This window comes from Rhodopseudomonas sp. RCAM05734, assembly GCF_052658035.1.
Genome location: NZ_CP199742.1, coordinates 4525083 through 4548220 on the forward strand (window position 1 = coordinate 4525083; position 23138 = coordinate 4548220).

General features: G+C 60.6%; 23 protein-coding genes and 2 pseudogenes. 9 read left to right on the forward strand and 16 right to left on the reverse strand.

Features of this window, described 5'->3' with window-relative positions:
* Positions 1 to 70: 70 nt before the first annotated feature.
* Positions 71 to 793 (forward strand): class I SAM-dependent methyltransferase, encoded by a 723-nt coding sequence (locus tag ACUXVA_RS21295; RefSeq protein WP_265078475.1) that lies wholly within the window; start codon positions 71 to 73, stop codon positions 791 to 793.
* Positions 794 to 904: 111 nt separating this feature from the next.
* On the opposite strand, the gene ACUXVA_RS21300 is transcribed toward ACUXVA_RS21295, so the two are convergent.
* From ACUXVA_RS21300 to ACUXVA_RS21310, 3 genes are all read right to left on the reverse strand, one after another.
* Positions 905 to 1534, reverse strand: a complete 630-nt coding sequence (locus tag ACUXVA_RS21300) for a peroxiredoxin (protein ID WP_445493327.1) — start codon at positions 1532 to 1534, stop codon at positions 905 to 907.
* A gap of 85 nt (positions 1535 to 1619) precedes the next feature.
* Positions 1620 to 3263, reverse strand: a complete 1644-nt coding sequence (locus tag ACUXVA_RS21305) for an ATP-binding cassette domain-containing protein (protein WP_445487969.1) — start codon at positions 3261 to 3263, stop codon at positions 1620 to 1622.
* Positions 3260 to 4921: an ATP-binding cassette domain-containing protein gene (locus tag ACUXVA_RS21310; protein ID WP_445487971.1), complete on the reverse strand. Its 1662-nt coding sequence runs from the start codon at positions 4919 to 4921 to the stop codon at positions 3260 to 3262. Before ACUXVA_RS21310 ends, ACUXVA_RS21305 begins: the two co-directional genes overlap by 4 nt.
* A 218-nt stretch (positions 4922 to 5139) precedes the next feature.
* Between ACUXVA_RS21310 and ACUXVA_RS21315 the strand changes: the two genes are divergently transcribed.
* Entirely contained in the window at positions 5140 to 7215 is a 2076-nt protein-coding gene (locus ACUXVA_RS21315; protein ID WP_265078474.1) for a c-type cytochrome, read from the forward strand.
* 82 nt (positions 7216 to 7297) lie between these two features.
* Here ACUXVA_RS21315 and ACUXVA_RS21320 read toward each other — a convergent pair whose 3' ends face one another.
* From ACUXVA_RS21320 to ACUXVA_RS21335, 4 genes are all read right to left on the reverse strand, one after another.
* Positions 7298 to 7672, reverse strand: a complete 375-nt coding sequence (locus ACUXVA_RS21320) for a NifB/NifX family molybdenum-iron cluster-binding protein (RefSeq protein WP_265078473.1) — start codon at positions 7670 to 7672, stop codon at positions 7298 to 7300.
* A gap of 174 nt (positions 7673 to 7846) precedes the next feature.
* On the reverse strand, positions 7847 to 7978 hold the full coding sequence (gene cydX, locus ACUXVA_RS21325; RefSeq protein WP_265078472.1) for a cytochrome bd-I oxidase subunit CydX: 132 nt from the start codon (positions 7976 to 7978) through the stop codon (positions 7847 to 7849).
* A gap of 24 nt (positions 7979 to 8002) precedes the next feature.
* A complete protein-coding gene (gene cydB, locus ACUXVA_RS21330) occupies positions 8003 to 9157 on the reverse strand; it encodes a cytochrome d ubiquinol oxidase subunit II (protein WP_445487975.1) in 1155 nt (384 codons plus the stop codon).
* 30 nt (positions 9158 to 9187) lie between these two features.
* Complete coding sequence (locus ACUXVA_RS21335) at positions 9188 to 10771, reverse strand: cytochrome ubiquinol oxidase subunit I (protein WP_445493328.1); 1584 nt, start codon at positions 10769 to 10771, stop codon at positions 9188 to 9190.
* Positions 10772 to 11056: 285 nt separating this feature from the next.
* Between ACUXVA_RS21335 and ACUXVA_RS21340 the strand changes: the two genes are divergently transcribed.
* Positions 11057 to 11365 carry an ArsR/SmtB family transcription factor gene (locus ACUXVA_RS21340; RefSeq protein ID WP_265083715.1) on the forward strand — a complete coding sequence of 103 codons (309 nt, stop codon included), beginning with the start codon at positions 11057 to 11059 and terminating at the stop codon, positions 11363 to 11365.
* A gap of 158 nt (positions 11366 to 11523) precedes the next feature.
* On the opposite strand, the gene ACUXVA_RS21345 is transcribed toward ACUXVA_RS21340, so the two are convergent.
* The 6 genes from ACUXVA_RS21345 to ACUXVA_RS21370 form a co-directional block, all read right to left on the reverse strand.
* Positions 11524 to 11757, reverse strand: coding sequence for a hypothetical protein (locus ACUXVA_RS21345; protein ID WP_265078471.1), 234 nt, complete (start codon positions 11755 to 11757; stop codon positions 11524 to 11526).
* 227 nt (positions 11758 to 11984) lie between these two features.
* Positions 11985 to 12332 carry a carboxymuconolactone decarboxylase family protein gene (locus ACUXVA_RS21350; protein ID WP_265078470.1) on the reverse strand — a complete coding sequence of 116 codons (348 nt, stop codon included), beginning with the start codon at positions 12330 to 12332 and terminating at the stop codon, positions 11985 to 11987.
* Between the two features lie 116 nt (positions 12333 to 12448).
* Positions 12449 to 12838 (reverse strand): DUF302 domain-containing protein, encoded by a 390-nt coding sequence (locus tag ACUXVA_RS21355; RefSeq protein ID WP_265078469.1) that lies wholly within the window; start codon positions 12836 to 12838, stop codon positions 12449 to 12451.
* A 62-nt stretch (positions 12839 to 12900) separates the two neighbouring features.
* Positions 12901 to 13104 carry a YgaP family membrane protein gene (locus tag ACUXVA_RS21360; protein ID WP_265078468.1) on the reverse strand — a complete coding sequence of 68 codons (204 nt, stop codon included), beginning with the start codon at positions 13102 to 13104 and terminating at the stop codon, positions 12901 to 12903.
* A gap of 31 nt (positions 13105 to 13135) precedes the next feature.
* Complete coding sequence (gene trxC, locus ACUXVA_RS21365) at positions 13136 to 13579, reverse strand: thioredoxin TrxC (RefSeq protein WP_265078467.1); 444 nt, start codon at positions 13577 to 13579, stop codon at positions 13136 to 13138.
* On the reverse strand, positions 13576 to 14859 hold the full coding sequence (locus ACUXVA_RS21370; RefSeq protein WP_265078466.1) for an NAD(P)/FAD-dependent oxidoreductase: 1284 nt from the start codon (positions 14857 to 14859) through the stop codon (positions 13576 to 13578). Before ACUXVA_RS21370 ends, trxC begins: the two co-directional genes overlap by 4 nt.
* A 128-nt stretch (positions 14860 to 14987) precedes the next feature.
* Here ACUXVA_RS21370 and ACUXVA_RS21375 point away from each other — a divergent pair, with 128 nt between their 5' ends.
* The 4 genes and pseudogenes from ACUXVA_RS21375 to ACUXVA_RS21390 all read left to right on the forward strand — a co-directional run bounded on the left by ACUXVA_RS21375 (position 14988) and on the right by ACUXVA_RS21390 (position 19978).
* Entirely contained in the window at positions 14988 to 15317 is a 330-nt protein-coding gene (locus ACUXVA_RS21375) for an ArsR/SmtB family transcription factor (RefSeq protein ID WP_265083714.1), read from the forward strand.
* A 107-nt stretch (positions 15318 to 15424) separates the two neighbouring features.
* Positions 15425 to 16414 carry an efflux RND transporter periplasmic adaptor subunit gene (locus tag ACUXVA_RS21380; RefSeq protein ID WP_445487979.1) on the forward strand — a complete coding sequence of 330 codons (990 nt, stop codon included), beginning with the start codon at positions 15425 to 15427 and terminating at the stop codon, positions 16412 to 16414.
* Positions 16411 to 19619 (forward strand): annotated as a pseudogene (locus ACUXVA_RS21385) (efflux RND transporter permease subunit). Before ACUXVA_RS21380 ends, ACUXVA_RS21385 begins: the two are co-directional and overlap by 4 nt.
* Positions 19620 to 19633: 14 nt before the next feature.
* The gene (locus ACUXVA_RS21390; RefSeq protein WP_265078464.1) at positions 19634 to 19978 is read left to right on the forward strand and encodes an ArsR/SmtB family transcription factor; all 345 of its coding nucleotides are present in this window, start codon (positions 19634 to 19636) and stop codon (positions 19976 to 19978) included.
* Between the two features lie 454 nt (positions 19979 to 20432).
* Here the strand turns inward: ACUXVA_RS21390 and ACUXVA_RS21395 are convergent, their stop codons facing one another.
* The 3 genes from ACUXVA_RS21395 to ACUXVA_RS21405 form a co-directional block, all read right to left on the reverse strand.
* Positions 20433 to 20690: a hypothetical protein gene (locus ACUXVA_RS21395; protein WP_265078463.1), complete on the reverse strand. Its 258-nt coding sequence runs from the start codon at positions 20688 to 20690 to the stop codon at positions 20433 to 20435.
* Between the two features lie 282 nt (positions 20691 to 20972).
* A complete protein-coding gene (locus tag ACUXVA_RS21400; protein WP_445487982.1) occupies positions 20973 to 21593 on the reverse strand; it encodes a YeeE/YedE thiosulfate transporter family protein in 621 nt (206 codons plus the stop codon).
* 15 nt (positions 21594 to 21608) lie between these two features.
* On the reverse strand, positions 21609 to 22130 hold the full coding sequence (locus ACUXVA_RS21405; protein WP_445487984.1) for a YeeE/YedE thiosulfate transporter family protein: 522 nt from the start codon (positions 22128 to 22130) through the stop codon (positions 21609 to 21611).
* Between the two features lie 68 nt (positions 22131 to 22198).
* Here ACUXVA_RS21405 and ACUXVA_RS21410 point away from each other — a divergent pair.
* Together ACUXVA_RS21410 and ACUXVA_RS21415 are read left to right on the forward strand one after the other, a co-directional pair.
* Positions 22199 to 22459: pseudogene (locus ACUXVA_RS21410) on the forward strand (c-type cytochrome); the annotation flags it as partial.
* A 112-nt stretch (positions 22460 to 22571) separates the two neighbouring features.
* Positions 22572 to 22943 carry a c-type cytochrome gene (locus tag ACUXVA_RS21415; protein ID WP_265078460.1) on the forward strand — a complete coding sequence of 124 codons (372 nt, stop codon included), beginning with the start codon at positions 22572 to 22574 and terminating at the stop codon, positions 22941 to 22943.
* Positions 22944 to 23138 lie beyond the last annotated feature (195 nt).

The following is a 23138-nucleotide window of genomic DNA, read 5'->3' on the forward strand; positions in this document are numbered from 1 at the left end:
CCGGTTCAGCGGGTATTCCGGATTTATCGCCCATCGATCCATCCGATCGCCATGTTAGCAGAGGTAGCTGTTGAACAAAAAGCTCAGATACATCAACATGCCTAATGATTGTTTGGCCGAGCCGATCGATCAATCGGAGTCGTCGAGTCGGCAAGGCATCCACAAAGCGAGCGGAGAAAAGATGAGCGAACACGATGTCTGGGAGACTCGTTTCGGCGGACCAGATTTCATCTTCGGCAAGGAGCCAAACCATTTTCTGGCGTCTTGCAAAATGTTGCTGCCCAGATATGGCAAGGCGCTTGCGATTGCCGACGGCGAAGGACGCAATGGCGTTTGGCTGGCCGAGCAGGGGCTCGACGTCGTGTCGCTCGATTTTTCAGAATCGGCGCAAATCAAGGCCGCCGCGCTGGCAAGGGAGCGCGGCGTCGATATCGCGCTGATCCGGTCGGATGTCCAGGCGTGGGATTATCCGGCGGATACCTTTGACGTCGTGATCGATATCTTTACCCAGTTCAGTTCGCCGGCGGGGCGCGCGGAGAAGTGGCGCGGTGTCCTTCGTACGCTCAAGCCAAATGGACTGCTGATCCTCCAAGGATACACCCCCAAGCAGCTCGAATACGGGACCGGGGGCCCGAAGAACGTCGAAAACCTGTACACGCGCGAAATGCTGCAGGAGGCTTTCAGCGCTTGCCGCGAGATTACCATCACTCAAGAAGAACGTGAGATGCACGAAGGCGCAGCCCACAGCGGGATGTCGGCCGTCATAGGACTGACGGCACGTAAAGCGCCGTAATGGCGATCATTCCGGAACGCCCTGAACGCCAGGTCACGAAACATCGGAAGGACTGGCGTTCCGGGTGCGGAACGCCAGTCCTTCGGAGGGGCGGTCTCGAATGCCGCTGCGTCAATCGACGTTGGTCAGCCGCAGGTAGGGGCGCGGCGCGTCCCAGCCCTGAGGAAAGGCTTTGACCGCATCGTCGTCCACAATCGAAAGCGGAATAATGACCTTGTTACCGGGGTGCCAGTCCGCTGGCGTGGCTATATGCTGCCGATCGGCCAACTGCAGGGCATTAATCACGCGGAGAATCTCGTCGAAATTTCTGCCCACATTCATTGGATAGGTCATCATCAGGCGGATCTTCTGCTTGGGATCGATGATGAAGACCGACCGGACTGCCGCGGTGTCACTTTGGCTGGGGTGGATCATATCGTAGAGCCGGGCGATCTTCAGGTCTGCGTCGGCGATGATCGGAAATTGGAGGTCGGTGTCCTGGGTGTCGTTGACATCTTCGATCCACTTGAGATGCTCGGCCACCGTGTCGGTAGAGAGCCCGAGCGGTCTCGTGTTGCGGGCCGCGAACTGCTGCGCGAGCTTGGCAGTCTTGCCCATTTCCGTCGTGCAAACCGGTGTAAAATCCGCCGGATGGCTGAAGAAAAACACCCAGGAGCCCGCGGCCCACTTATGGAAAGAAATCTCGCCTTTTGTGGTTTCGACCGTAAAGTCAGGTGCTGTATCGCCGATATGAAGAGACATCATTATTCATCCTCGTGGTTGTAGATAGCTGCGTCCCGGAAGTGCGACAGACGCAATCGCCGCCGGGCGGCAACGTCGGGTTCCCCTAGCGGTGGGGTGTCAGTGGGACTCGAATGACCTCGTTTACTTCGAAGTCGCCATGGGTCGAGTAGATAACAATCCGACCCGCCAATTCCGACAGCGTGCGTTTCAACAGCCGTGTCGCTTGCCCGGAATCCAGATGTTCGACGGGTTCATCGAGAAGCACGATTGGGCTATCGCTGAGAAGCGCGCGGGCGAGATTTAAGCGCTGACACTCGCCGAGCGAAAACATGTCCTGTGTGATCCATGCATCGAGCCCGCCGGCCAGCTCCATCCGGTCCTCGAGTTCGACGATGGCGAGGGCTCGCCAGCAATCGGCATCCGACCGGTGAGACGCAAACAGGTTTTCGCGGACTGTGTCGGACAGAATTGCCGCGTCGTGGAGGCACAGATGCGACAAGGCCCGACGATATGCGCTGAGCATGACGACGCCGTTGCCAATGAATTGACCGCGGCTGTCTGCGCCAACCCAACCAGCGATCTGCTTAAGCAGGGTCGTTTTGCCTGAACCGCTTGCGCCGAGCAGGGCGGTAGGGTGTCCGGCCCGGAAAGTCAGGTTGACCGGGTCGCCGAGTCGGCGGCCATCCGGCGCCTGCCGCGGCACATTCCGCAGGACCATTGTTTGGAGCCTTGGCGTGTCGGACGATAACGCTGGTTCGGAGCCCGTCGAAGCCCAGTCCCGAAGGCTCTCCGTGGCTGCTTCCTGTCGCACCCGTCCAAGCACGATGCGCGAGACGTTCTGGACCGTCTCCCCCAGAGCAAGCCAGCCGAACGCGATAAAAGCCGGGACCAGAAGCGCGGCGCCGCGGTCTCCCGCATACCACGCTGCGAGCAGGATGCTGACGGCCGCAAGCGGGCCGGCCAGACCCGCAACCATGTCAAGAACAGCCAATGCGCGCTTTTGCGCCAGACGATTGGATTCGACCTCATTGAAGTGCGCGAAACCGGCCGCAAGAACGACCGGAAATGCGCGCTCCGCCTGCAGCGGGACGACGGCACCAAGCGCGGCTCCGAGCCGGCGTCCTGCTGAGCGTTGGGATGACCTGGCCGCGGTCCATAGAGCCGTCGCCCGAGGCATGGCATGACGTAACGCCATCGCGATGGCGGCGAGCACGACCGCGATGGGCACCAGAGCAAGTGGGGCGAGGAGGGCCGTTGCTCCGGTCAGAACCACCAATCCCGCCAACAGGACAGCCGCGGGCATTCCTACGCGCAAACGCGCATAGTCGACGTCCTCGACGTCCTCCATGTAGTCGGACAGTCTGTCCTGATTGCCGAGCTGCCAACTGGCAGCGCGTGTCATCGGCGCTCGCGCCATGGCGATGAAGAGCTGCGAGCGGCGTCGAACTTGGTCCAGCAAAGCAGCGCGATGACCCACCACCCGTTCGCCATATTTGCCCACCGTCTTGCTCAATGCGAACAGTCGCACGAAGGCGGCCGGCGTATGAAAATTGAACAAAAGTGCAGCCGGGCCCAATCCTGCCAAGGCAACGGCACCCAGGAACCAGACCGAGATGCCGGTCAGCAAGATGCCGGAAGCCGCGGTCGCAGCGGCGAGCACCAATGCCAGCCGCCATGGCGATTTCGCGGCTACCGGGGAGAGGGGGTGTTCCGCTCTGACGAGTATGGGAATCGGTTGCGCAGTCATGCCGCGACGGCCTTCCGGGATTGTTGCTGCAGGACGAGCGTGAAGCGAAGGTTCGCAGCCTGGATGAGCGCCTCATCGTGGGTCGCTACGATAACGAGACGCTGTCCTGCCACCTCGATCAGTGCCCGCCGGACCGATTGGGCGGTCAGTGGATCGAGCTTGGCTGTGGGTTCATCGGCTAGAACCACACCATGGGAAAGCAGCGCGCGCGCAATCCCGATCCGCATGCGCTGACCTCCGGAGAGATTGCCGCCCCCTTCGACGATTCGCGCATCGAGACCGCCCGGCAGCAAGTTTTCATCGATCAGCCCGACGTTTTCACACGCTTCCTGCAAGGCGAAGCGTCTCACGGGGCCGCGGTTCCATGCGACGACCTCCGCCAGAGTCCCCGCCGGCACGTAGATGTCCGTCGCGATCCAGTCGCATCCGGAGGTCTCGATCGGCAGGGGAGCGGCGATGTCGGACGATGGCGTCTCGATGCCGGCCAGCATGCGCAGCATGGTCGACTTTCCGGATCCGCTCGGGCCGGAGACGACGACAAGGCCCGCCGGCGGCAGTGTGGTCGTCTCGCCGGCGCAGAGAGGAACGAATGGCCATACGGTATCCGTGTCGCTTCGCTGCGCGGCATTCCTGCCGTCGAAAAACCAATCCAATTCCTTGGCCGCGGCCTGGCCTTCGGCCTTGACGTGATACAGCTCTGCGTAGCGCCGGAAAGGCACGAAAAACTCAGCCGCGATGATCAGAACGAACAGGGTCTGCCACAGCGCGAGTCCCGAAAAGCCCGGAACATGAGCCAGTCCGAGATGGCCGAGTCCGAGCAGCACGGCGAGTACGGCGATGGCGAGCGCCGAGAAAAAGTCGATGATGCCGGCATTCAGGAATGCGACCTTGAGAACGCCCATCGTGCTGTCAGCGTAGGCCGTCATCCTGCGTTCGATTTTGCCGTGCTCGCTTTGCAAGGCGTGATTGGCGAGGACCGTCGGCAGCGTCCGGATGCGGTCAGAAAATTGCGCAGCCAGCCGACCGAACGCCTTTTCCTGAATCTCGGCCTTGCCGCGGATCATGCTACCGAGCATCACAAAGAAGACGATCATCACGGGGATCGCCAATAGCAGCATCAGCGTCGCTTCCCATGACACGAACGCGAGCGTCGCGGCGACGAGCAGGGGACCGATCCCGAGCAGCGACTTCGCGGCAGTGTGGCTGATCACCAGACTGGCGAGCGCAGGTGGATGCCGTTGAAGGCCGGCGATCAAATCTCCGGCAGGCTTTGTTCGGATACGCGCAGGCGACATTCTAGCCGTGGCGTCCTGCAGTGATGCGCGGATCCCATCGACCAGCTCGGCCTCGGCGCTCGCCGCCCGCAGATCGGCGAACAGTCCGCCAATGGCCGTCAGGCCGAGGCTGGCAAGCGTGAAGGCCAGCACAACCGAGTCGAAGATACCGCTTTGGATCAGGCGCCCGGCAAAGACCGCCAGCGAGCCGGCGAACAGAAGTCGAAGCAATGATCGTGCGACCTGCCACGCCAACGTCGCGCGAAACCCGGCGGCGCCGATACGGCGCGCAAGGTCAAAAGCACCCTCATCGGCTGTGGTGCTATTTTGGACGGACTGGAGATTTTTCACCATGTGACCGATCGGCTGCCGCTGATTCATCATCCACTATTTATCGTCGGGTTTCCGTCGCTCTATATTGATTCATCACAATATGGCCCGTCGGAGCGGCCTGTCCGTCCATATTGGAGTGCAGCCGCTGCGCACACTTTGCGGTTGATTGACCTGTCGCAATGCGCCGCCATCTCGGACTTTTCATAAGGTTAAAGGCCTGCCTCCCGATCCGCTCCGGAGCTGGAGATGGTCGTTCGAGGACAATTCCTATGAAGCTTGGCCGGTCACTGTCTGCGAGCATCGGAGCCTCTGTCATTCTTGGCGTTGCCTGGATGACGGCTGCACTTGCAGCGGAGGAAAGAGCCATTCTCCAGCCAGCTTCCGATTCCGCGCAAGTTTCCTCGCTGATCAAGCGCGGCGAATACGTCGCGCAGCTCGGCGATTGCATCGCGTGCCATACGGCGGCCAACGGTCCGGCGATGGCTGGCGGGCGCGAGCTTATGACGCCGTTCGGAGCGCTGTACTCGACCAACATCACGCCCGACCCCGAAACCGGTATCGGTAAATACTCGTTCGAACAATTCGATCGCGCGATGCGACGCGGCGTGGCCGCCGACGGGCACAACCTCTACCCAGCGATGCCGTATCCCTCCTATGCCAGGATCACGGAAACGGACATGCGCGCGCTGTTTACGTACCTGAAGGACGGGCAGGCGCCGGTCAAACAGACGAACAAGCCGTTGGCCATGAGCTGGCCCTTCAACATGCGCTGGACGCTGTCGTTCTGGAATTTTGCATTCCTGGATGCCGCGCCGTTCCAACCGGATGCGGAGAAGGACGCGGTCTGGAATCGCGGCGCCTACCTTGTCCAGGGCCCGGGCCATTGCGGCGCTTGCCACACGCCGCGCGGCATCGGTTTCCAGGAAAAGGCCATGGGCGACGCCGGATCCAGCGGCAAGTTCTTTCTGGCGGGCGAGACGGTCGAGGCCTGGCGTGCTGTCAGCCTTCGAAACCTCTGGACGGTGGAAGAGACCGCACTGCTTCTGAAGACCGGCCAGAATGCCTTTGCAACAGCCTCCGGTGGAATGACGGAGGTCATTCACAACAGTACCCAGCATTTTGCTGATGCCGATCTGACCGCTATTGCCACCTACCTGAAATCGCTGCCGCCGGGAGAGGGCGATTTGCCAGCCCCCGCCGCGTCGGTCGCCGAAGCGGATACGGTGCCAGCCACCCTGTTCACCACGCGTGGAGGCTTGGGCTATGCTCAGTTCTGCGTCGATTGCCACCGTCCGGACGGTGCCGGCGTAAAGGGCGTGTTCCCGCCGCTCACGCAAAATCCCACGGTCGCGACGGCTGATCCGGCAACGCTCATCCATCTGACATTGACTGGCTGGAAGACCGCCGCAACAGCCACCCATGCGCGCGTCTATACGATGCCAGCCTTCAGCAGGCTGTCCGACGGGGAAATCTCCGAAATCCTGAGCTTCGTTCGGGAAGGTTTCGGCAATCACGCCGCGCCGGTTGCCGCTTCTGCGGTCAAAAAGATGCGGGCTGAACTCGATCCAAAGGAGACGGATTCTTCCGCTTTCGACACACCTCGACTGGCGGATCTCCTCGCGTTGCCTAACGCCGACCAGGCCATTCGAGGAGCCAGGCTGCATCTGGAAACCAAGGCATTGTTGCCGGCCAACGTGGGCAATGCTCTGAATTGCACCAGCTGCCATCTCAATGCAGGCACCGTCGCTGACGGATCGCCCTTCATCGGCGTCTCCGCCTTTTTCCCCAGCTATGCGCCTCGAGCGGGGCGTATCATCACACTCGCGGATCGGATCAACGGCTGCTTCGTGCGCTCCATGAACGGCAAGCCGTTGCCGACCGATTCCGCAGACATGGCGGCCATGGTGGCCTACTTCGACTGGATGAAGCGCGAGACCAAACCGGACGACAAGGTTGCCGGCCGCGGCGTCGGTAAGATCGACGCGTCTCTCAAGCCTAATATGGAGAGCGGCAAACAGGTCTACGCTGCTCAATGTGCTGTCTGTCATGGCGAAAACGGCGAAGGGCTGAAGAAGGCTGATGGCCGCTACGTCTATCCGCCGCTTTGGGGCGAGGAGTCTTTCAACATCGGCGCTGGCATGGCTCGTACCTACACTGCTGCGGCCTTTGTCAAACGCAACATGCCAGTCGGCTTCCATGAGAATTTTCCGTTGGGGCAGGGCGGGCTTTCCGATCAGGAAGCTCTCGACGTCGCGGAGTATTTCACCCACCAGCCGCGTCCCGATTTCGCACCGAAGCTGAACGACTGGCCGAAAGACAAGAAGCCGGCGGATGCGCGCTACTGAGCGGAAGTCGACCCGGACACATATTCATTGAGCCTGAGTGGCCAGCCAAGTCGCGTCTGGACGCGGCTCGGCTGGTCAATGGTCAGGAGCAATTGCAACCGCATCCGCCTTCTTCGCCATGTTCGTGGGGTGCCGACGGAGCAAGCGTACCAGCCAGGAAACGCTCGACGGCGATAGTCGGGTCGGTCTCTGCGGTAGTGACCGCCTGAACGCCGCGCGCGGCCATGCGGTTGATGAAGCCGGCGCCGGCGCTGCCTGCGATCACGACCTTGACGGCATCGAGCGCGTGAGGACCATCTCCGCGGAATTCGTGAATGGACTGCTCTTTCGGCAGGTCGAACCGGTCAATTTCGCGGGGCGCGCTGCCCGGAGCGGCGTCGAACACCAGGAAGCGGCGGCTCTTGCCGGCATGGCCGGTAACGGTGCGAAAATTCTGGCTGGCAACGGCGATCAGCATGAGGAAAGTCTTCCAGAGAGTGCGAAAGGGAAGGTGATCAGAATGGCTGCTTCGTCGAAGCCGGTCCGGATCGAATAGAGGTGCCTTACGGTTCGTCGATCGCTGCGATAGCTCTTCGAAATCGAGCGTGTGCGGATCAGGACTGACGTTGGACTTGCGTTCATCGACGGCCGCTTAAGGTGTCGGCATCGGAGGGGGCACCACTTCTGCCTTCTCCCTGACGGTGCGCAACTCATACCAAAGCGCATTGAGAATGCCGACGGTGGCCGCAAGGCCGAGGCCGAGGATCCAGGCGAAATACCACATCTTGTCGTCTCCGTTGTTTTTCGCTCAGTAGGCCGCCGTGCCGGCGCTCTCGACAGTCGTGGCGCTGACCTTGCCCCACAGCACTTTGTATACCCAGGCGGTGTAGGCGAGGATGATCGGCAGGAAGATCACGACCACGATCAGCATGTTGCGCAATGTCGTCTGGCTCGATGAAGCATCGAACACGGTCAATGAATCGCCGGGATGCGTGCTGGAAGGGAGGATGACGGGAAACATCGCTAAGCCGACGGTCGAGATTATGCAGGCAATTCCCAGTTTTGAAGCCAGCAAAGTCAGTCCCGAACGCCGCGCGCGGAAACCGATCGCAGCGAACAGTGGCGCAATGATCCCGAGAAACGGTACGATGGCCAGCCATGGCGTGGCCCGGAAGTTGTTCAGCCAAGCCCCCGAATCCAGTGTCACCGTCTTGCCGAGCGGATTGGAGGGGCCGTCCCAGGCAATCGCACTGGTCACATGATATCCGCCGAACGCCCCGAGCCAGATCAGAACTCCGCCGAAGGCGAACAGCACTGCCGTGATCATTGCTACCTTCTGTCCCGTCGAGGCGGCCCGGTCGGCGACATTGCCCTCTGCCTTGAAGGCCAGCCATGCCGCGCCGTGCATCACCAGCATGGCGAGCGAGGCAAGACCGCAGTACAGCCCGAGCGGATTCAGCAACCCGAACAGCGTACCTTCGTAGATCGGGCGCAGATCGTCAGTGAAGTGAAACGGGACGCCTTTCAGCGCATTGCCGACGGCGACGCCGAATATCAACGCCGGGACGGCGCCCCCCACGAACAGCGCCCAGTCCCAATTACGGCGCCACGCCACGCTGTCTCGCTTGGATCGGTATTTGAACGCGACAGGTCGCAGGATCAGCGCGAACAGAACCAGAAACATGGCAAGGTAGAAACCGGAGAAACTCAGCGCGTAGAGTGCTGGCCATGCCGCGAAGATCGCGCCACCGCCGAGCACGAACCAGACCTGGTTGCCTTCCCAAACCGGGCCGATGGTGTTGATGGCGACGCGCCGCTCGATGTCGGTCTTGGCCACGAAAGGCAGCAACGCGCCGACCCCCATGTCGAAGCCATCGGTGACGGCGAAGCCGATCAGAATAACGCCGAGCAACACCCACCAGATCAGGCGCAGCGTCGTGTAGTCCAAGAGAGTGTCAATCATGACTGTATTTCCTTGATCGTTGACCGGGGCTCACTCGGCCGGCCGAAAGCCGAAGCTTGTGACCGCGCCAAAGTCGCCGAGCGGGCTGGCATTGCCGGTGATCGCATCGGGCCCCTTCTTGATCGCCTGCAACATCAACCTGACCTCGATGACCGCCAGCACGCCGTAGACCGCCGTGAAGCCGGCGATCGTCAGCAACAGGTCGGAGATTCCGAGCTCCGATGTCGCAAGAAAGGTCGGCAGGACCCCATCGATGATCCATGGCTGGCGACCGAATTCGGCTACGAACCAGCCCAGTTCTGCTGCGAGCCAAGGCAGCGGCATGGCGCACAGCGCGAGCTGGAACAACCAGCGGGGCGCCGCTGCTTCCCGCATCGTGTACCAGAGCGAAGTCGCGAACACCGCCAGCAACGCGAAGCTGAACAGAACCATGAAGCGGAACGCGAAGAACAGCGACGGAACGCTCGGCACCGTTGACCAGGCTGCCTGGCTGATCTGCTCAGTCGTCGCCTGCCTTGGATCGGCGATGTAGCGCTTCAACAACAGGGCATAACCGAGGTCGCCGCGGGTCTTCTCGAAGATGGCGCGGGCGACGGGGTCCGCATGGTTCTTTTTGAGCGTCTCAAGGGCGTCGTAGGCGACAAGGCCTTCGCGAATATTTCCCTCGGTCTTTGTAACCAGTTCGAAGATGCCCGGAATTTGCTGATCGACCGAACGGGTCCCGATCAGGCCCATCAGCCACGGGACCTGGATGGCGTAGTCGGTCGTTCGTGTCTTCATATCTGGAATGCCGAATGCAGTAATCGCCGCCGGCGCTGGCTCGGTGTGCCACATCGCCTCCATCGCGGCGAGCTTCATCTTCTGGTTATCGGTCAGGGTGTAACCGCTTTCGTCACCCAGCACGATCACCGACAGGGAAGCTGCGACGCCGAACGCCGCCGCGATCACGAACGACCTCTTGGCAAGCTGCACGTGACGGCCGCGGAGAAGGTAGAAAGCCGAAATGCCGAGCACGAAGGCGGCGCCGCAGACGTAGCCAGCCGACACAGTGTGAACGAACTTCGCTTGCGCCGTCGGGTTGAAGAGGACCGCCGCGAAGTCGATGACCTCCATGCGCATGGTGTCGGGATTGAAAGCGGCGCCCACCGGATTCTGCATCCAGCCGTTGGCGATCAGGATCCAAAGCGCCGAGAGATTGCTACCCAGCGCCACCAGCCAGGTGACGGCGAGATGCGCGCGCGACGAGAGTTTGTCCCATCCGAAGAAGAACAGGCCGATGAACGTCGCCTCCAGAAAGAACGCCATAAGAGCTTCGATTGCCAGCGGCGCACCAAAGATGTCGCCGACATAGTGCGAATAGAAAGCCCAGTTCATGCCGAACTCGAACTCCATCGTAATGCCGGTGGCGACACCCAGGGCGAAGTTGATGCCGAACAGCAGACCCCAGAACTTCGTCATGTCTCGCCAAATCGTCCGGCGCGTCATGACGAAGACGGTCTCCATCATCGCGACGAGCACCGACAGCCCGAGCGTCAGCGGCACAAACAAGAAGTGATACATGGCGGTCAGCGCAAATTGGGCCCGCGAGAGTTCCACAAGCAGAGGATTCGTCATTTCAGAAGTTTCCAGTCGAGTATAAAAATTCTGACGATTGGCTCGCGTACCGACTTCGCCGCTACGGCCATTCGCCTGAAAAAAACGCCGGGCTGCCACGACCACCCCGTTTCTTGAAGATCATGGCCCTTTTTTCTGAACCCGATTGATCAGGCTCAAATTCCCGCCGTGCGCCGGTTGGTCAAAGTTCCGGATTCCGATGGACCCGCGGACGCGCCCTTGAGACCATTGACCGCATATTCGATAAGCCGTATATACGCAATTATGAATATCACCGTTGAAGTTATGAAAGCCGCGGCCGACAGCGCGGTCGATCTTTTGAAGGCGCTGGCAAACCGGCATCGACTGCTGATCATCTGTCAACTGGTTGAAGGAGAGCGCTCGGTCGGTGACCTCGCTGCATTCCTAGACCTTCGCGACTCCACAGTGTCCCAGCACCTTGCGTTGCTGCGCAAGGACGGTCTGGTCGCGGCTCGCCGCGATGGTCAAACCATCTATTATTCGATCGCGAGCGAGCCAGCGCGCGAGGTGTTGACAACGCTTTATAACGTTTATTGCATGCCACCCAAGACCAAGGCGGCTCGTAAGAAGTGATTCTGGTATTCGAAGCGCGAATGACGCCGCGGCTTACCCGGCACGCTTAGAGCTTTCGCCTTTCGTGACGAATTGGCCGATGTCCCCCCCGGCAAAGAAGAGTCCGCTAAGTCAAAGGATGGCGGATGAAGTAACCCAACTTGGCAAAGCCAGAATAGTCACTGACCCAAGCCAGCCTTGCAGGGGCGACGAACTGAAAAATTGCAATCGAGATGCTGTGGAATGCTCAGAAGCCTTTCCACGATAAAATAGGCTCCGATGAAAAAAACAAAGACGAATGCGAAAGCAATGACATTTACCACCATCCGGTGATGGTGATCGTCCTCGCGCTCGCCTTTCAATTTCATGGAAGGCTTGCGTGGAAACAGGAGGACCTTTCCTTGCTTCGTCATAGGATCGTTGTCCGGACAAGATTGACCTACAGTAACCTGGTTTTGTGATATCCGGCTAGTGACGGTGCGTTGTGAAGACGGGATGATCCCCGATGGATTTCGCGAGCATCGATCTAGACTAAGTCGATGCTCGGCATCTTTATGGGACCACCTGGGCGGCCCCCAGTGGGACTGCCCGGCGTCCTCCCTCGTGTGAGGCGACGGTCCGGTACCCACTCCTTGGCGAGCTAAGTCTTGGCGGCAAACTGGTCGAATGCCTCGATCGCTTGCGCGGCGTACATGACGCTGGGACCGGCGCCCATGTAGATCGCCATGCCCATCGTTTCCATCAACTCATCGCGGCTGGCGCCATGGCGCACCGCTGCCTCAGCATGAAAGCCGATGCAGCCGTCGCAACGGGTCGCGACCGAGATCGCGAGCGCGATGAGCTCCTTGGTTTTGGTGTCGAGAGCGTTGGCTTTCAACGCTGCCTGCGCGATCGCTGAAAACCCCTTCATCACGTCCGGCGCACCGCTGCGGACCTCCTTCAGTGCGATTGAAAGGTCGCCTGTCATGGCAGGCCAGTTCTTATACATCTGATAAATCCTGTGAGTGAGGTGGCAAGTTCTCGCGAGCGCAATACCGAATTAGATTGGACCGTAGCTCGGTGCTTCGAGAACTCCGCCCCGTAGTGAATTGATGAGCCTGAATCTCACCCGATATCTGAAATGACTTGCTGCAGCAGATCCCGGACCTGACCGGCGACGCTGCCGAGTTTCGGATTGTCGATGGCGCCCATCGATGCCACCGGATCGACCGCCGAGATTTCCACGGCATTTGCCTCGCGCTGCTGGACGACGACGTTGCAGGGCAACATCGTGCCGACCTTGTCCTCGAGCGTCAGCGCCTCATAGGCCAGCTTCGGATTGCAGGCGCCCAGAATGAGGTATGGCCGAAAATCGACGCCGATCTTCTTCTGCAGCGTGTCTTTGACATCGATCTGCGTCAGGACACCGAAACCATGCTTCTTCAAGGCTTCCGTTGTGGCGACAACGGCAGCTTCAAACGGCATCTTGACCGTCTTCGAGAAATGGTAGGTCATGTGTTTTCCTTTGAATCATGGGAGCCGCAGTACTGTCGGCGATTGAATGCCGAGCGCAATAGCTAGGAGAAGGCGCAGCCGCTGCGGACGCCAAGCTTCTTGAAGATGATCGCGGCCGGACAGAAGCCGGTGATTCCCGCCTGAACCATGTTCAATCCCGCGAAAGCGGTGAGCAGAAACCAGTACGGGTTGACCAGCCAGCCGAGGGTGAGGCCGAGCAACACAACAAATCCGGCGAATGTGAGCACTGCTTTATCGATATTCATGACGTGTCCCTTTGCTTGGGTTTGAGAATGATCAGGCCTGTCTTAGCCCGGCCTGTGTCCAGCTAACGATGGTCCGGGTATCCATTGCTCCCGATGTCCGCGCAATTTCGCGGCCGCCGTGCATCAGCAGCAGTGTCGGTATGCCGCTGATCCCCAGACGCGCGGACACCGACGGCGCGGTGTCGGAATTCAGCTTGAGCAGGCGGACATTCGGTTCAAGTTCCCTGGCGGCGCGCTCGAACATCGGCGCCATGGAGCGACATGGACCGCACCAGGGAGCCCATACATCGACAAGGAGGGGAACGCTGCTCTGCGCCAGGTGGCGATTGAAGTCCGCCTCGTCGACCTCGACGGGGTGCCCATCAAAGATGGGCTGATGACAGGATCCGCATCGCGCTGCGGTCGCGGTCCGATCGGTGGGGAGCCGGTTGATCTTCCCGCAATGTCCGCAGACGATCTGCATGGTCGTGCTCATGTTCCTGTCTTAAGCTCTTTGATCTTTGCGATGTTCAGCTTGTCGAGCAGGAACCGTTCGTAAAACGGTTCGCTTTCGCCGCGGCGAATTTTGCGGAGGAAGTATTTCTCGAACGCAACCTTGGCAAGATGGACCCATTCGCCTTTGGAAGACCAGTTGACGTTGCGGGGTGGAATTTGCGGCTGCGCCAGGAATGCGACGCCTGAGTCGCCGAAATCCGCCAGACAGATCGCATTCCACGTCGGCTGTGCCGTCGGCGTCTGGCCCCTTAGCAAAGCCCCGATATTCATGGCTGTCGCGGTCACCATTGACTCGATCATGAAGCCTGTTTTAGGGACGCCGACAGGGACGGGAGTTGCCCCCGTCGGAGCAATCGCCACGCACACGCCCACCGCAAACACATTGGGAAATTCCGGATTACGCTGGTGCTTGTCGACGATGACAAAACCGCGGGGATTGGTGAGCTTGTCGATGCCGCGGACGGCATCCACACCCCGGAATGCCGGAAGCATCATTGAATATGAGAACGGCAGATCGTGGGTCTTGCGGACCGATCCGTCATCCGCGAGTTCTTCCACGGCCATACGTCCCTGTTCAACGGAGGTCACGCGGGCACTGGTGATCCACTTGATATGCTTTTCTCGCATTTCGCTCTCGAGCAAGCCCTTGGTGTCGCCGACGCCGTCCAGTCCGAGGTGTCCGATATAGGGTTCCGAGGTGACGAAGGTCATGGGCACGCGATCCCGCAGCTTCCTCCGGCGCAGCTCAGTTTCCAGAATGAACAGAAACTCGTAGGCAGGACCGAAGCACGACGCGCCCTGGACGGCGCCGATCACCACGGGTCCCGGGTTTGCGGCCAGCAGTTCAAAGGCGGCGTTGGCGTCGGCCGCGTGATCGACGTGGCAGATCGATTGCGTGTGGCCGTCCGGGCCAAGACCCGGGATCTCGTCGAACGCAAGCTGTGGCCCGGTGGCCACGATGAGATAGTCGTAGCTCACCGACGTGCCGTCTGCGAGATCGACCCGGTTTTCAACCGGATGCACGCGCTGGGCGCCCTGCGTCAACAGTCGGATGCCTTTGCGCTTCATGATGTCGACGAGGTCGATTTCGATGTCGCTACGCTTGCGCCAGCCGATCGCCACCCAGGGGTTCGAGGGGACGAAGTGATAGACCGGCCCCTGGGAAATGACGGTTAGCCGATCGCCCGGCCGCAGGTTCGGCAAAACTTCATAGGCCATCAGCGTCCCGCTAAGACCTGCTCCAATAACAACGATATCCATGGTCGCCTCCGTTTGCTGCGCTTTCTGCGTGCGGCCGAGCCGGTTGATCCCAGCTTCTTGGGCTGCAATGGTTGACTGTATATTCGAAACATCGTATATACGCAACCATGAATATGGAAATCGAATTGATGGAAGCTGCCGCGGATGGCGCGGTCGACCTCCTCAAGGCCTTGGGCAATCGACACCGGCTGCTGATCATTTGTCAGCTGATCGATGGCGAGCGCTCGGTCGGAGACCTTGCCGGGTTCCTCGGCCTCCGCGATTCGACTGTGTCCCAGCACCTCGCGCTCCTTCGCAAGGATGGGCTGGTTTCGGCTCGGCGCGATGCTCAGTCGATCCACTATTCCATCGCGAGCGATCCCGCGCGCGAGATTCTAACGACGCTGTATCGCGCATATTGCCCGTCGCAAAAGGCGCTAAAAGCAAAGCCGCAGCATCGAAAGTCTACGCAGACGTAGGCCGTCGTGTGTTGAGGCAGGTCAATGACTGCGTTTCCAAGCCTGCAACCGTGCATCTGCAGATGCACCGTCCTTTAAAGCATTTATACAGGATTGCGAGTATCCCAATGTGGCTGTTGATAAGGACTGCGGCTGTGGCCGCGACGATCCTCGGTGTCCCGATCGCGGGCGCGGAGACGCTCACGGTAGCCACTCGCGCTGTCTCCGATGAGAAGGCTGTCTTCGCTACTGTCGAGAGTGTGAGCGTCGTTCCAGCGCGCGGGCGAATTGGCGGCACGATTGTTCAGCTCAATGTGCGGGAGGGCGATCCGGTAACGCGTGGTCAGGTGATCGCGGTAATTGGCGATGAAAAGCTGGCGCTGCAGATGAAGTCGCTCGATGCGCAGATCGACGCGCTGCAGGCGCAGTCAACCCAGGCGCAGACCGACTATTCGCGAACCGAAGGCCTCGTGGAGCGCGGTACGCTTCCACGTGTCAAGCTGGATGAGGCGAGGACGGCTCTCAACGTCGCCGAAAACGGCCTGCGTGCGCGAACGGCAGAGCGGGCCGTCGTCCAGCAGCAATTCAACGAAGGGCAGGTCCTGGCCCCCGCCGACGGCCGCGTCTTGAAGAAGCAGGTCGCCGTGGGCTCGGTGGTCCTGCCCGGCGACGCGGTGGCCATGATCGCGCAACAGAATTTCAAGTTGCGTTTACGCGTTCCCGAGCGCCACGCACGTGGTCTGAAGGCCGGTGACAAAATCCGTGTTGACGGAGCCGAGTTCGGCGACCATGCGCCGAAGTCGGGTACGATCGAACTTGTCTACCCCCAGATCGAGGACGGACGCGTGGTCGCTGACGCGACGGTAGATGGTCTCGGTGAGTATTTTGTCGGCGACCGATTGCGGGTGTGGATTGCGGGGGGCGAGCGGACGGCCTTCGTAATTCCGTCCACCTATGTCACGACGCGCTTCGGCATCGACTATGTCCTGGTGCGGCAGGCGGACCGCCCCATCAGCGCGCCTGTGCAGCGCGGCCGCGATCTGCCGACGTCCGATTTTTCGAACGGCCTTGAAATCCTGTCCGGCATTCGCGCCGGCGATGTACTGGTGCAACCGTGAATCTTGGCCTGTCCGGGCGACTAACAAGGGCGACGATCAATTCGCCGCTTACGCCGCTGTTTCTGCTCGCCGCACTGATCGTCGGCGTTATGGCCGTCGTGGTCATTCCGCGCGAGGAAGAGCCCCAGATCAGCGTCCCGATGGTCGATATTCGGGTCAATGCCGACGGCCTGCATGGACCGGATGCCGTCGAACTGGTCACAAAGCCGCTCGAGGCGATCGTCAAGGGCATCGATGGCGTGGAGCATGTCTACAGCCAGACCGAAGACGACCGTGTCCTGGTCACTGCGCGTTTTCTGGTCGGTACAAAGTCGGAAGACGCGATCCTTCGCGTGCACGACAAGATCCGCGCCAATCTCGACAAGATCCCCGTCGGTATTCCGGAGCCCCTGATCGTCGGTCGCGGCATCAACGATGTCGCTGTGACCGTCCTCACGCTTTCACCGAAGCCCGAGGCTGCCGACCGCTGGTCGGACAAGGATCTCTACGAACTCGCCGACAAGCTTCGCTCCGAACTGATGAAGGTCGACAGCATCGGCCTGACCTACATCGCCGGCGGCGGCGCCCAGCAGATCAGGGTCGAGCCGGATCCGGAAAAACTGTCGCTGTTCGGGGTGACACTCCAGCAACTCGTTGCCAAGGTAAAGGACGCCAACCGCTCGTTCATGGCGGGACAGGTCCGGGATGCCGGGATCGTGCGCACCGTGTCGGCTGGCCAGACTCTGGCCGGCATTCCCGATATCGGCTTGCTGCTGATCTCGACACGCGACGGACGTCCGGTCTACGTCAAGGACGTCGCCGCGGTGGTGATCGGGCCGAATGCGGCTGAGCACCGCGTCTGGAACGATGCGCGCGATAACAAGGGCAGACTGGCAGCGTGTGCCCGCCGTGAGTCTGGCGCTTGCCAAGCGGGCAGGCGCCAATGCGGTGGTTGTTTCCGAGGCCATTGCGCAGCGACTGGAGGGGCTGAAGTCTCGCCTGATCCCCGATGACGTCCAGGTCACAGTGACCCGCGACTATGGCGAGACCGCCAACGAAAAGGCGAACGAACTCCTGTTTCACCTCGGGCTGGCGACGATCTCGATCGTCATTCTGATCGCCATCGCGATCGGCTGGCGCGAGGCGCTGGTCACCCTCGTGGTGATTCCGACGACAATCCTGCTGACGCTGTTTGCCGCCAATCTGATGGGCTACACGATCAATCGCGTCAGCCTGTTTGCCTTGATCTTCTCGATCGGTATTCTCGTCGACGATGCCATCGTGGTGGTCGAGAACATTGCCCGCCATTGGGCTATGCGCGACGGGCGCCCGCGTCTGCAGGCAACGATCGAGGCTGTGGCGGAGGTCGGTAACCCGACGGTCGTGGCGACCCTGACGGTCGTTGCCGCCCTGTTGCCCATGCTGTTCGTGTCGGGGCTGATGGGCCCGTACATGGCGCCGATCCCGGCCAATGCCTCCGCGGCGATGCTGTTCTCGTTCTTCGTCGCCATGGTCGTAGCGCCGTGGCTGATGCTGCGGCTGGCGCCGAAGGGCGATGCCGCGGTTGCGGCGCACGTCGCGCATGACGAAGGCGCGCTGGGGAGGATCTACCGGCGCATCGCTGCTCCGATCGTCCGCAGCAAGCGCAACTCCTGGATCTTCCTGATCGGCGTCGGCATTGCCACCTTGTTGTCGATGACGCTGTTTGCGACAAAATCCGTGACGGTCAAGTTACTGCCGTTCGACAACAAGTCCGAGATCGCGGTCGTGGTCGATCTGCCGGAAGGCGCCAGCCTTGAGGATACCGAGCGGACGCTGTTTGCAGCGGGCCTCATCGCGCGCGCTCTACCCGAAATCACCTCGGTACAATCCTATGCCGGCACGCCGGCGCCGTTCAATTTCAACGGCCTCGTTCGCCACTATTACCTACGGGAGCGGCCCGAACTCGGCGAATTGCAGGTCAACCTCGCGGCGCGCTCCGACCGCAAGCGGGCGAGCCACGACATCGCGCTGGATCTGCGTCAGCGCCTGAAGGCGGTCAACGCGCCGGCAGGTACCAGCGTCAAGGTGGTCGAGGTGCCGCCGGGACCGCCCGTGCTTGCAACTCTTCTGGCCGAAATCTACGGGCCGGATTCGGCGACGCGCCGGGCCGTCACGGCCGAAATGAAGAAGATCTTCGCCGAGGTGCCGTTCATTGTCGATATCGACGATCTCGATCGGCGAGAAGCGACCGCGGCTGCGGCTGTCCATTGACCAGGATCGGCTTGAATTTTTCGGGGTCGAGCAGCGTGACGTCTACGACACCATCCAGACTCTGTTCGGCGGCGTATCGGTGGGCTATTCGCACCGTGGCGAAGACCGCAATCCGATCGAGATCGCCGTGCGGCTGCCGAAGCGCGACTTGGCGTGGACCGAGGCGCTGGCTTCAACGCCGGTGCCCGCCAACACATTGCCGGGAAGCAAGACGGTCGTTGAACTCGGCCAGGTCGTGAAAGCGACCACGGAGGAGGGATCACCGACCATCTTCCGCCGCGACGGACGATTTGCCGACATGGTGATGGCCGAACTGGCAGGCCGCTTCGAGGCGCCGCTCTACGGTATGCTCGAGGTTGCCAGCCGCGTCGACGCTCATGACTGGGGCGCGCTACCAAAGCCGGTGATCAGCCTACATGGACAGCCGGCGGACGAGTCGCGGCCCTCCATCCTGTGGGACGGCGAATGGGAAATCACTTACGTGACTTTCCGGGACATGGGCGCTGCCTTCGGGGCCGCCATCCTGGGAATCTACGTGCTGGTGGTGGCGCAATTCCGCAGCTTCCGGCTGCCGCTAGTGATTCTCACGCCGATCCCTCTGACATTGATCGGAATTCTCATCGGTCACTGGCTTCTTGGGGCAGCGTTCACTGCGACTTCGATGATCGGGTTCATCGCGCTGGCCGGCATCATCGTCCGCAATTCGATTCTGCTTGTCGATTTCATTCGCCACAGCGGCGGAGATGGCAGGCCGTTGCGCGAGGTCGTGCTGGAAGCGGGCGCGGTCCGCTTCAAGCCTATCCTTCTCACCGCCCTGGCGGCGATGATCGGCGCAGCGACGATTCTCGTCGATCCGATCTTCCAGGGGCTGGCGATTTCGCTATTGTTCGGGCTGGCGTCGTCGACGCTGCTCACCGTTCTCGTCATCCCGGCGATCTACATCGCGCTGAGGGGCGGGAAATCCGTTGGTTGAGATGTGGGTTCGCGATGACGTTCATTTCGTCAGGGTTCAGCGAATTTGAAGCGAAGGAGATCGCCGCTGTTCTCCGCGAAGTCGGCAACAGGCGGCGGCTTCTCATTCTGTTAAAGCTCATCGAACAGGGCGAGTGCAGCCTCGGTCTTCTTGCCGATGCCGCCGGTTTGAGCCGAGCGGCTCTGTCTCAGCATCTTGGACGGATGCGTGATGCCGGTCTCGTTTCGTGCCGAAGGGAAAAGCAAAAGCGCTGGTACCGCATCAAGGACTCCCGCGTGGAGCAGCTCATCAGGACCCTGATGAAAATTCTTCCGTCGCCGCGGCTTTTTTCGGTCAATGCGGTTGACCCAAATCAATGACACTTCCGTCTCAGGCAGTATGATATTCTTGCGAACGGATTTGCTCGATTCTGCAAGGATCGGAAGGAAGATTTGCTATAATCAAGATTGCCGTTGTCGTCTGGATTGTTCTCGGTACTACCTTGGCGGGGTGCGGTTTGCTGACCGTCCTCAGCATCGGAACTCTCGCAGACCAGGCTATGAAGCTTATTCCAATGGTGGTGCTGGGCGGGTTCGTGGTTGCGATGCCACTGTCGTTCTGGATTGCGCGAAAGATTGACCGCCGGTTGGTTTCATAACGGGCGATCGGTGACGCGGATGCCGGATGACACGAGCGGTGGGGCCGCCCCGCACGCCCCGCATGAGCACCTGTCCCTATGTCGTTGATCGCTGATCCGACCGAAACAAACTCGCAATCTCGCAGTGACGCGTGCAATCTTCTAGGCCGCCCTTCGTTCGTAGCGACGATGCCAATCTACTTTTGCAATCCAATCGGTGGAGAGTGATGCAGATCGTGGTGAGGGGCGAACTCTTCAGGATCGGGTTGCCGCTCAACTCCAAGGAAGTTGGCGCGATCGCGATTCCTGAAGCCATCGCGCTTTCCCTCGAACTCCCGCTCGGCGCGATGGCCTCTCTCCCTGTCGGGTCCAAATCGTTGCTCGAGAGACTCGGCTGCCGCCACGTTCAGGGTGGCCAGCACGATCATCGGACAAATAACGGAATGTGGTTTCATTCGCCCGGTCTCCCTTCGCTCTGGTCGGGGCGCAGGTTGCTTCCGACTACGTCGAACTAGCGCAGAAACCGAGCAAAACTGCGACCGGTGTGAAAGTGCCGACTGGTCGGGCGAGGAAAGCGGATCCCTGCTAGCGAGAGATCGGACCGGTTCCGATTTGGCGTTTGACCTGCGGTGGCCAGACTTATCCCCGAACCTGACCGCGAGAGCCCTTCGCTTATCCCAAGGGCCAGGTCGCGCCGGGCATGCGGCCTGGTATTGATTCACAGAAGGGATGGCATCTCATTCGGCAGGCGCCACACGCTGCTTAGTCGGGTGGTAAATATGCGCGGCATCACCATCGGCGTCTGAACCGAGATCCTTGCGCCAAGACCTGACCCGTTCCATTAGCGCCAGAACGACGACGATCACGAGGGCCAAGCCGATGGCCCCCTGCCAATAGGGAATGCCGACCATGTCGGTGAAGATCAGTTTCGGGCCAGTGCCGATCAGGGCTTTGTCGAGCCAGGGCTGTGCGTAGGAAAATGCCACGGCTCCGGACAGTCCTCCCACGAGTGTGAAGATGGCGTCGCGGTACCCGACGCCGATCTGGGCTAGCGTCGTTCCAGGGCAGGCACCCGCAAGCGCGATGCCGGCCCCCAGCAACAGCCCGCCTACGACGTCAGCCGCATAAAGGGTCGCCTTCGGCTGCAGTTTGACGTAGCCCAAGCCATTGAGCACCGCGAGAACGACCGCCCCGGTGGCCACCGCCGTCAGAAAGACCTTGAGCATGATGAAGTTGCGCAACTGCATCTGGCCGACGATCATGCCGGGTTCGAACACGCGCGATTTCTCCAGCGCAAAACCGAATACGATTCCCATGGCGACGCCGGTGAGGATGGCAAAACCGACAGAACTGGACATGATTGATCTCCCAAGTCAGATTCGACGAAGCAGGAGCGAAGCCGTGACGATGCCGCCGGCGAACATGGCGGCAACCGCGACGGTAGAGCCGACTGAGTGCTGCGCCATGCCGGACAGGCCGTGGCCGCTGGTGCAGCCATCGGCGATGCGCGCGCCGAACAGCATCAGAAATCCCGCGCCGAACGCGACGGCATAGCGCAATGTACATGATGAAGAGCCGAGCGCGCGTGCCCAGATTGGAGAGATGGGCTGTCGCCGCGCGCCGGAAATTTTCATCGAGACGAACGCGCCAATCGCAACGCCGATGACCAGCGCCACCTGCCAGAGGTTCTTGGGATTGATCGCCAGATGCCGGCTGACGTAGTCGATCTTGAGCAATGACGGATCGAACCAGCTTGCGATCGCGTCGCCAACCGTGACGTAGGATGACGACGCCCCCAGTGCCGTCTCGATCATCAGAAAGGCCGGGATCTGCAGCAGACCAATCACGATGCCTGCGACGTATGGCGACCACGCTTTGTCAAAAAGTGACGGCATGTGCAGTCTCCTAAATATTCAAATGTATGCAAGTGTTGTCCGGCAGGAACGAGGCGGCCTTGATCTGCATCAACGCCTTGACCGCCTATGTCCTCAACATGAATGACATTATCAAGGACGAGAATTTCGAGCTCAACCGGAACACTTTCTCATCGATCAAGATGCCGAATGCCGCGGCCTTCTACGAGGACGATCGAGATACCGCGGAGAGATCATTCTGGAAAAAGGAGCCGTGCATGAAGGACTGTCGCGCTGCGCCGAAATTGACTGGACGGGCCATGTCGGTCGACGTGATGCCGGACAGCAAAGCCGGCCCGAAAGTGGACTGATGGGTCGATCGCCGCACCCGGCGGTTCTTATGGCCGGGTTGCTGGCGCAACGGCATGCGTCGATTCGTTAGCAGCAGACGGCAAGCTGGGCCCGCATCTGTAGGTGGAATGCGTGACCGGCCACCATGTCTCCGGGCATGTCTCCGGCGGCGTGCCGCAGATCATCGGCTGGCCCGAGGATCAGTTCGTTGCCGTGATGAATTCCTACAATCAAAGCCATCGCGACAACCCGGTCATGCGGACCATTGCCGGACACTATGCGGAAGATGATATCGCCGCCTTCGCCGCCAATTCTCGCACACTGGCGCCGCAGCCGGGTTCAAAATTGATTTCGCACAGCCGAGATGATGATCGGGGCCGGACTTCTCATCGCCTGGAGGTTCCCTGCGTGCCAGAACATGTTAGAAACCTCCGACAGCGTAGAGATCGGCGGCGCCTGCGAGGAAGGACAGCAGGACTGCACGTTTGTTTCACAGTCAGGTGAGACACGGAAGGCGTTTGCGGGCTGATTTTCTTGATCCTGCTCAATGCGCCGGCACCAGAGCGAGGTACTTACAATTTAAGATGTGGCTGCGCCGCCGCAGCACGCGAAAATGTGAAGCTTTGCTCATAGCAGTCCGAGACAGCGTGTCTGCTCCCTGGGTAGCGGCCGTGGTGTCCGTCCGGCACTCAGTGGGGA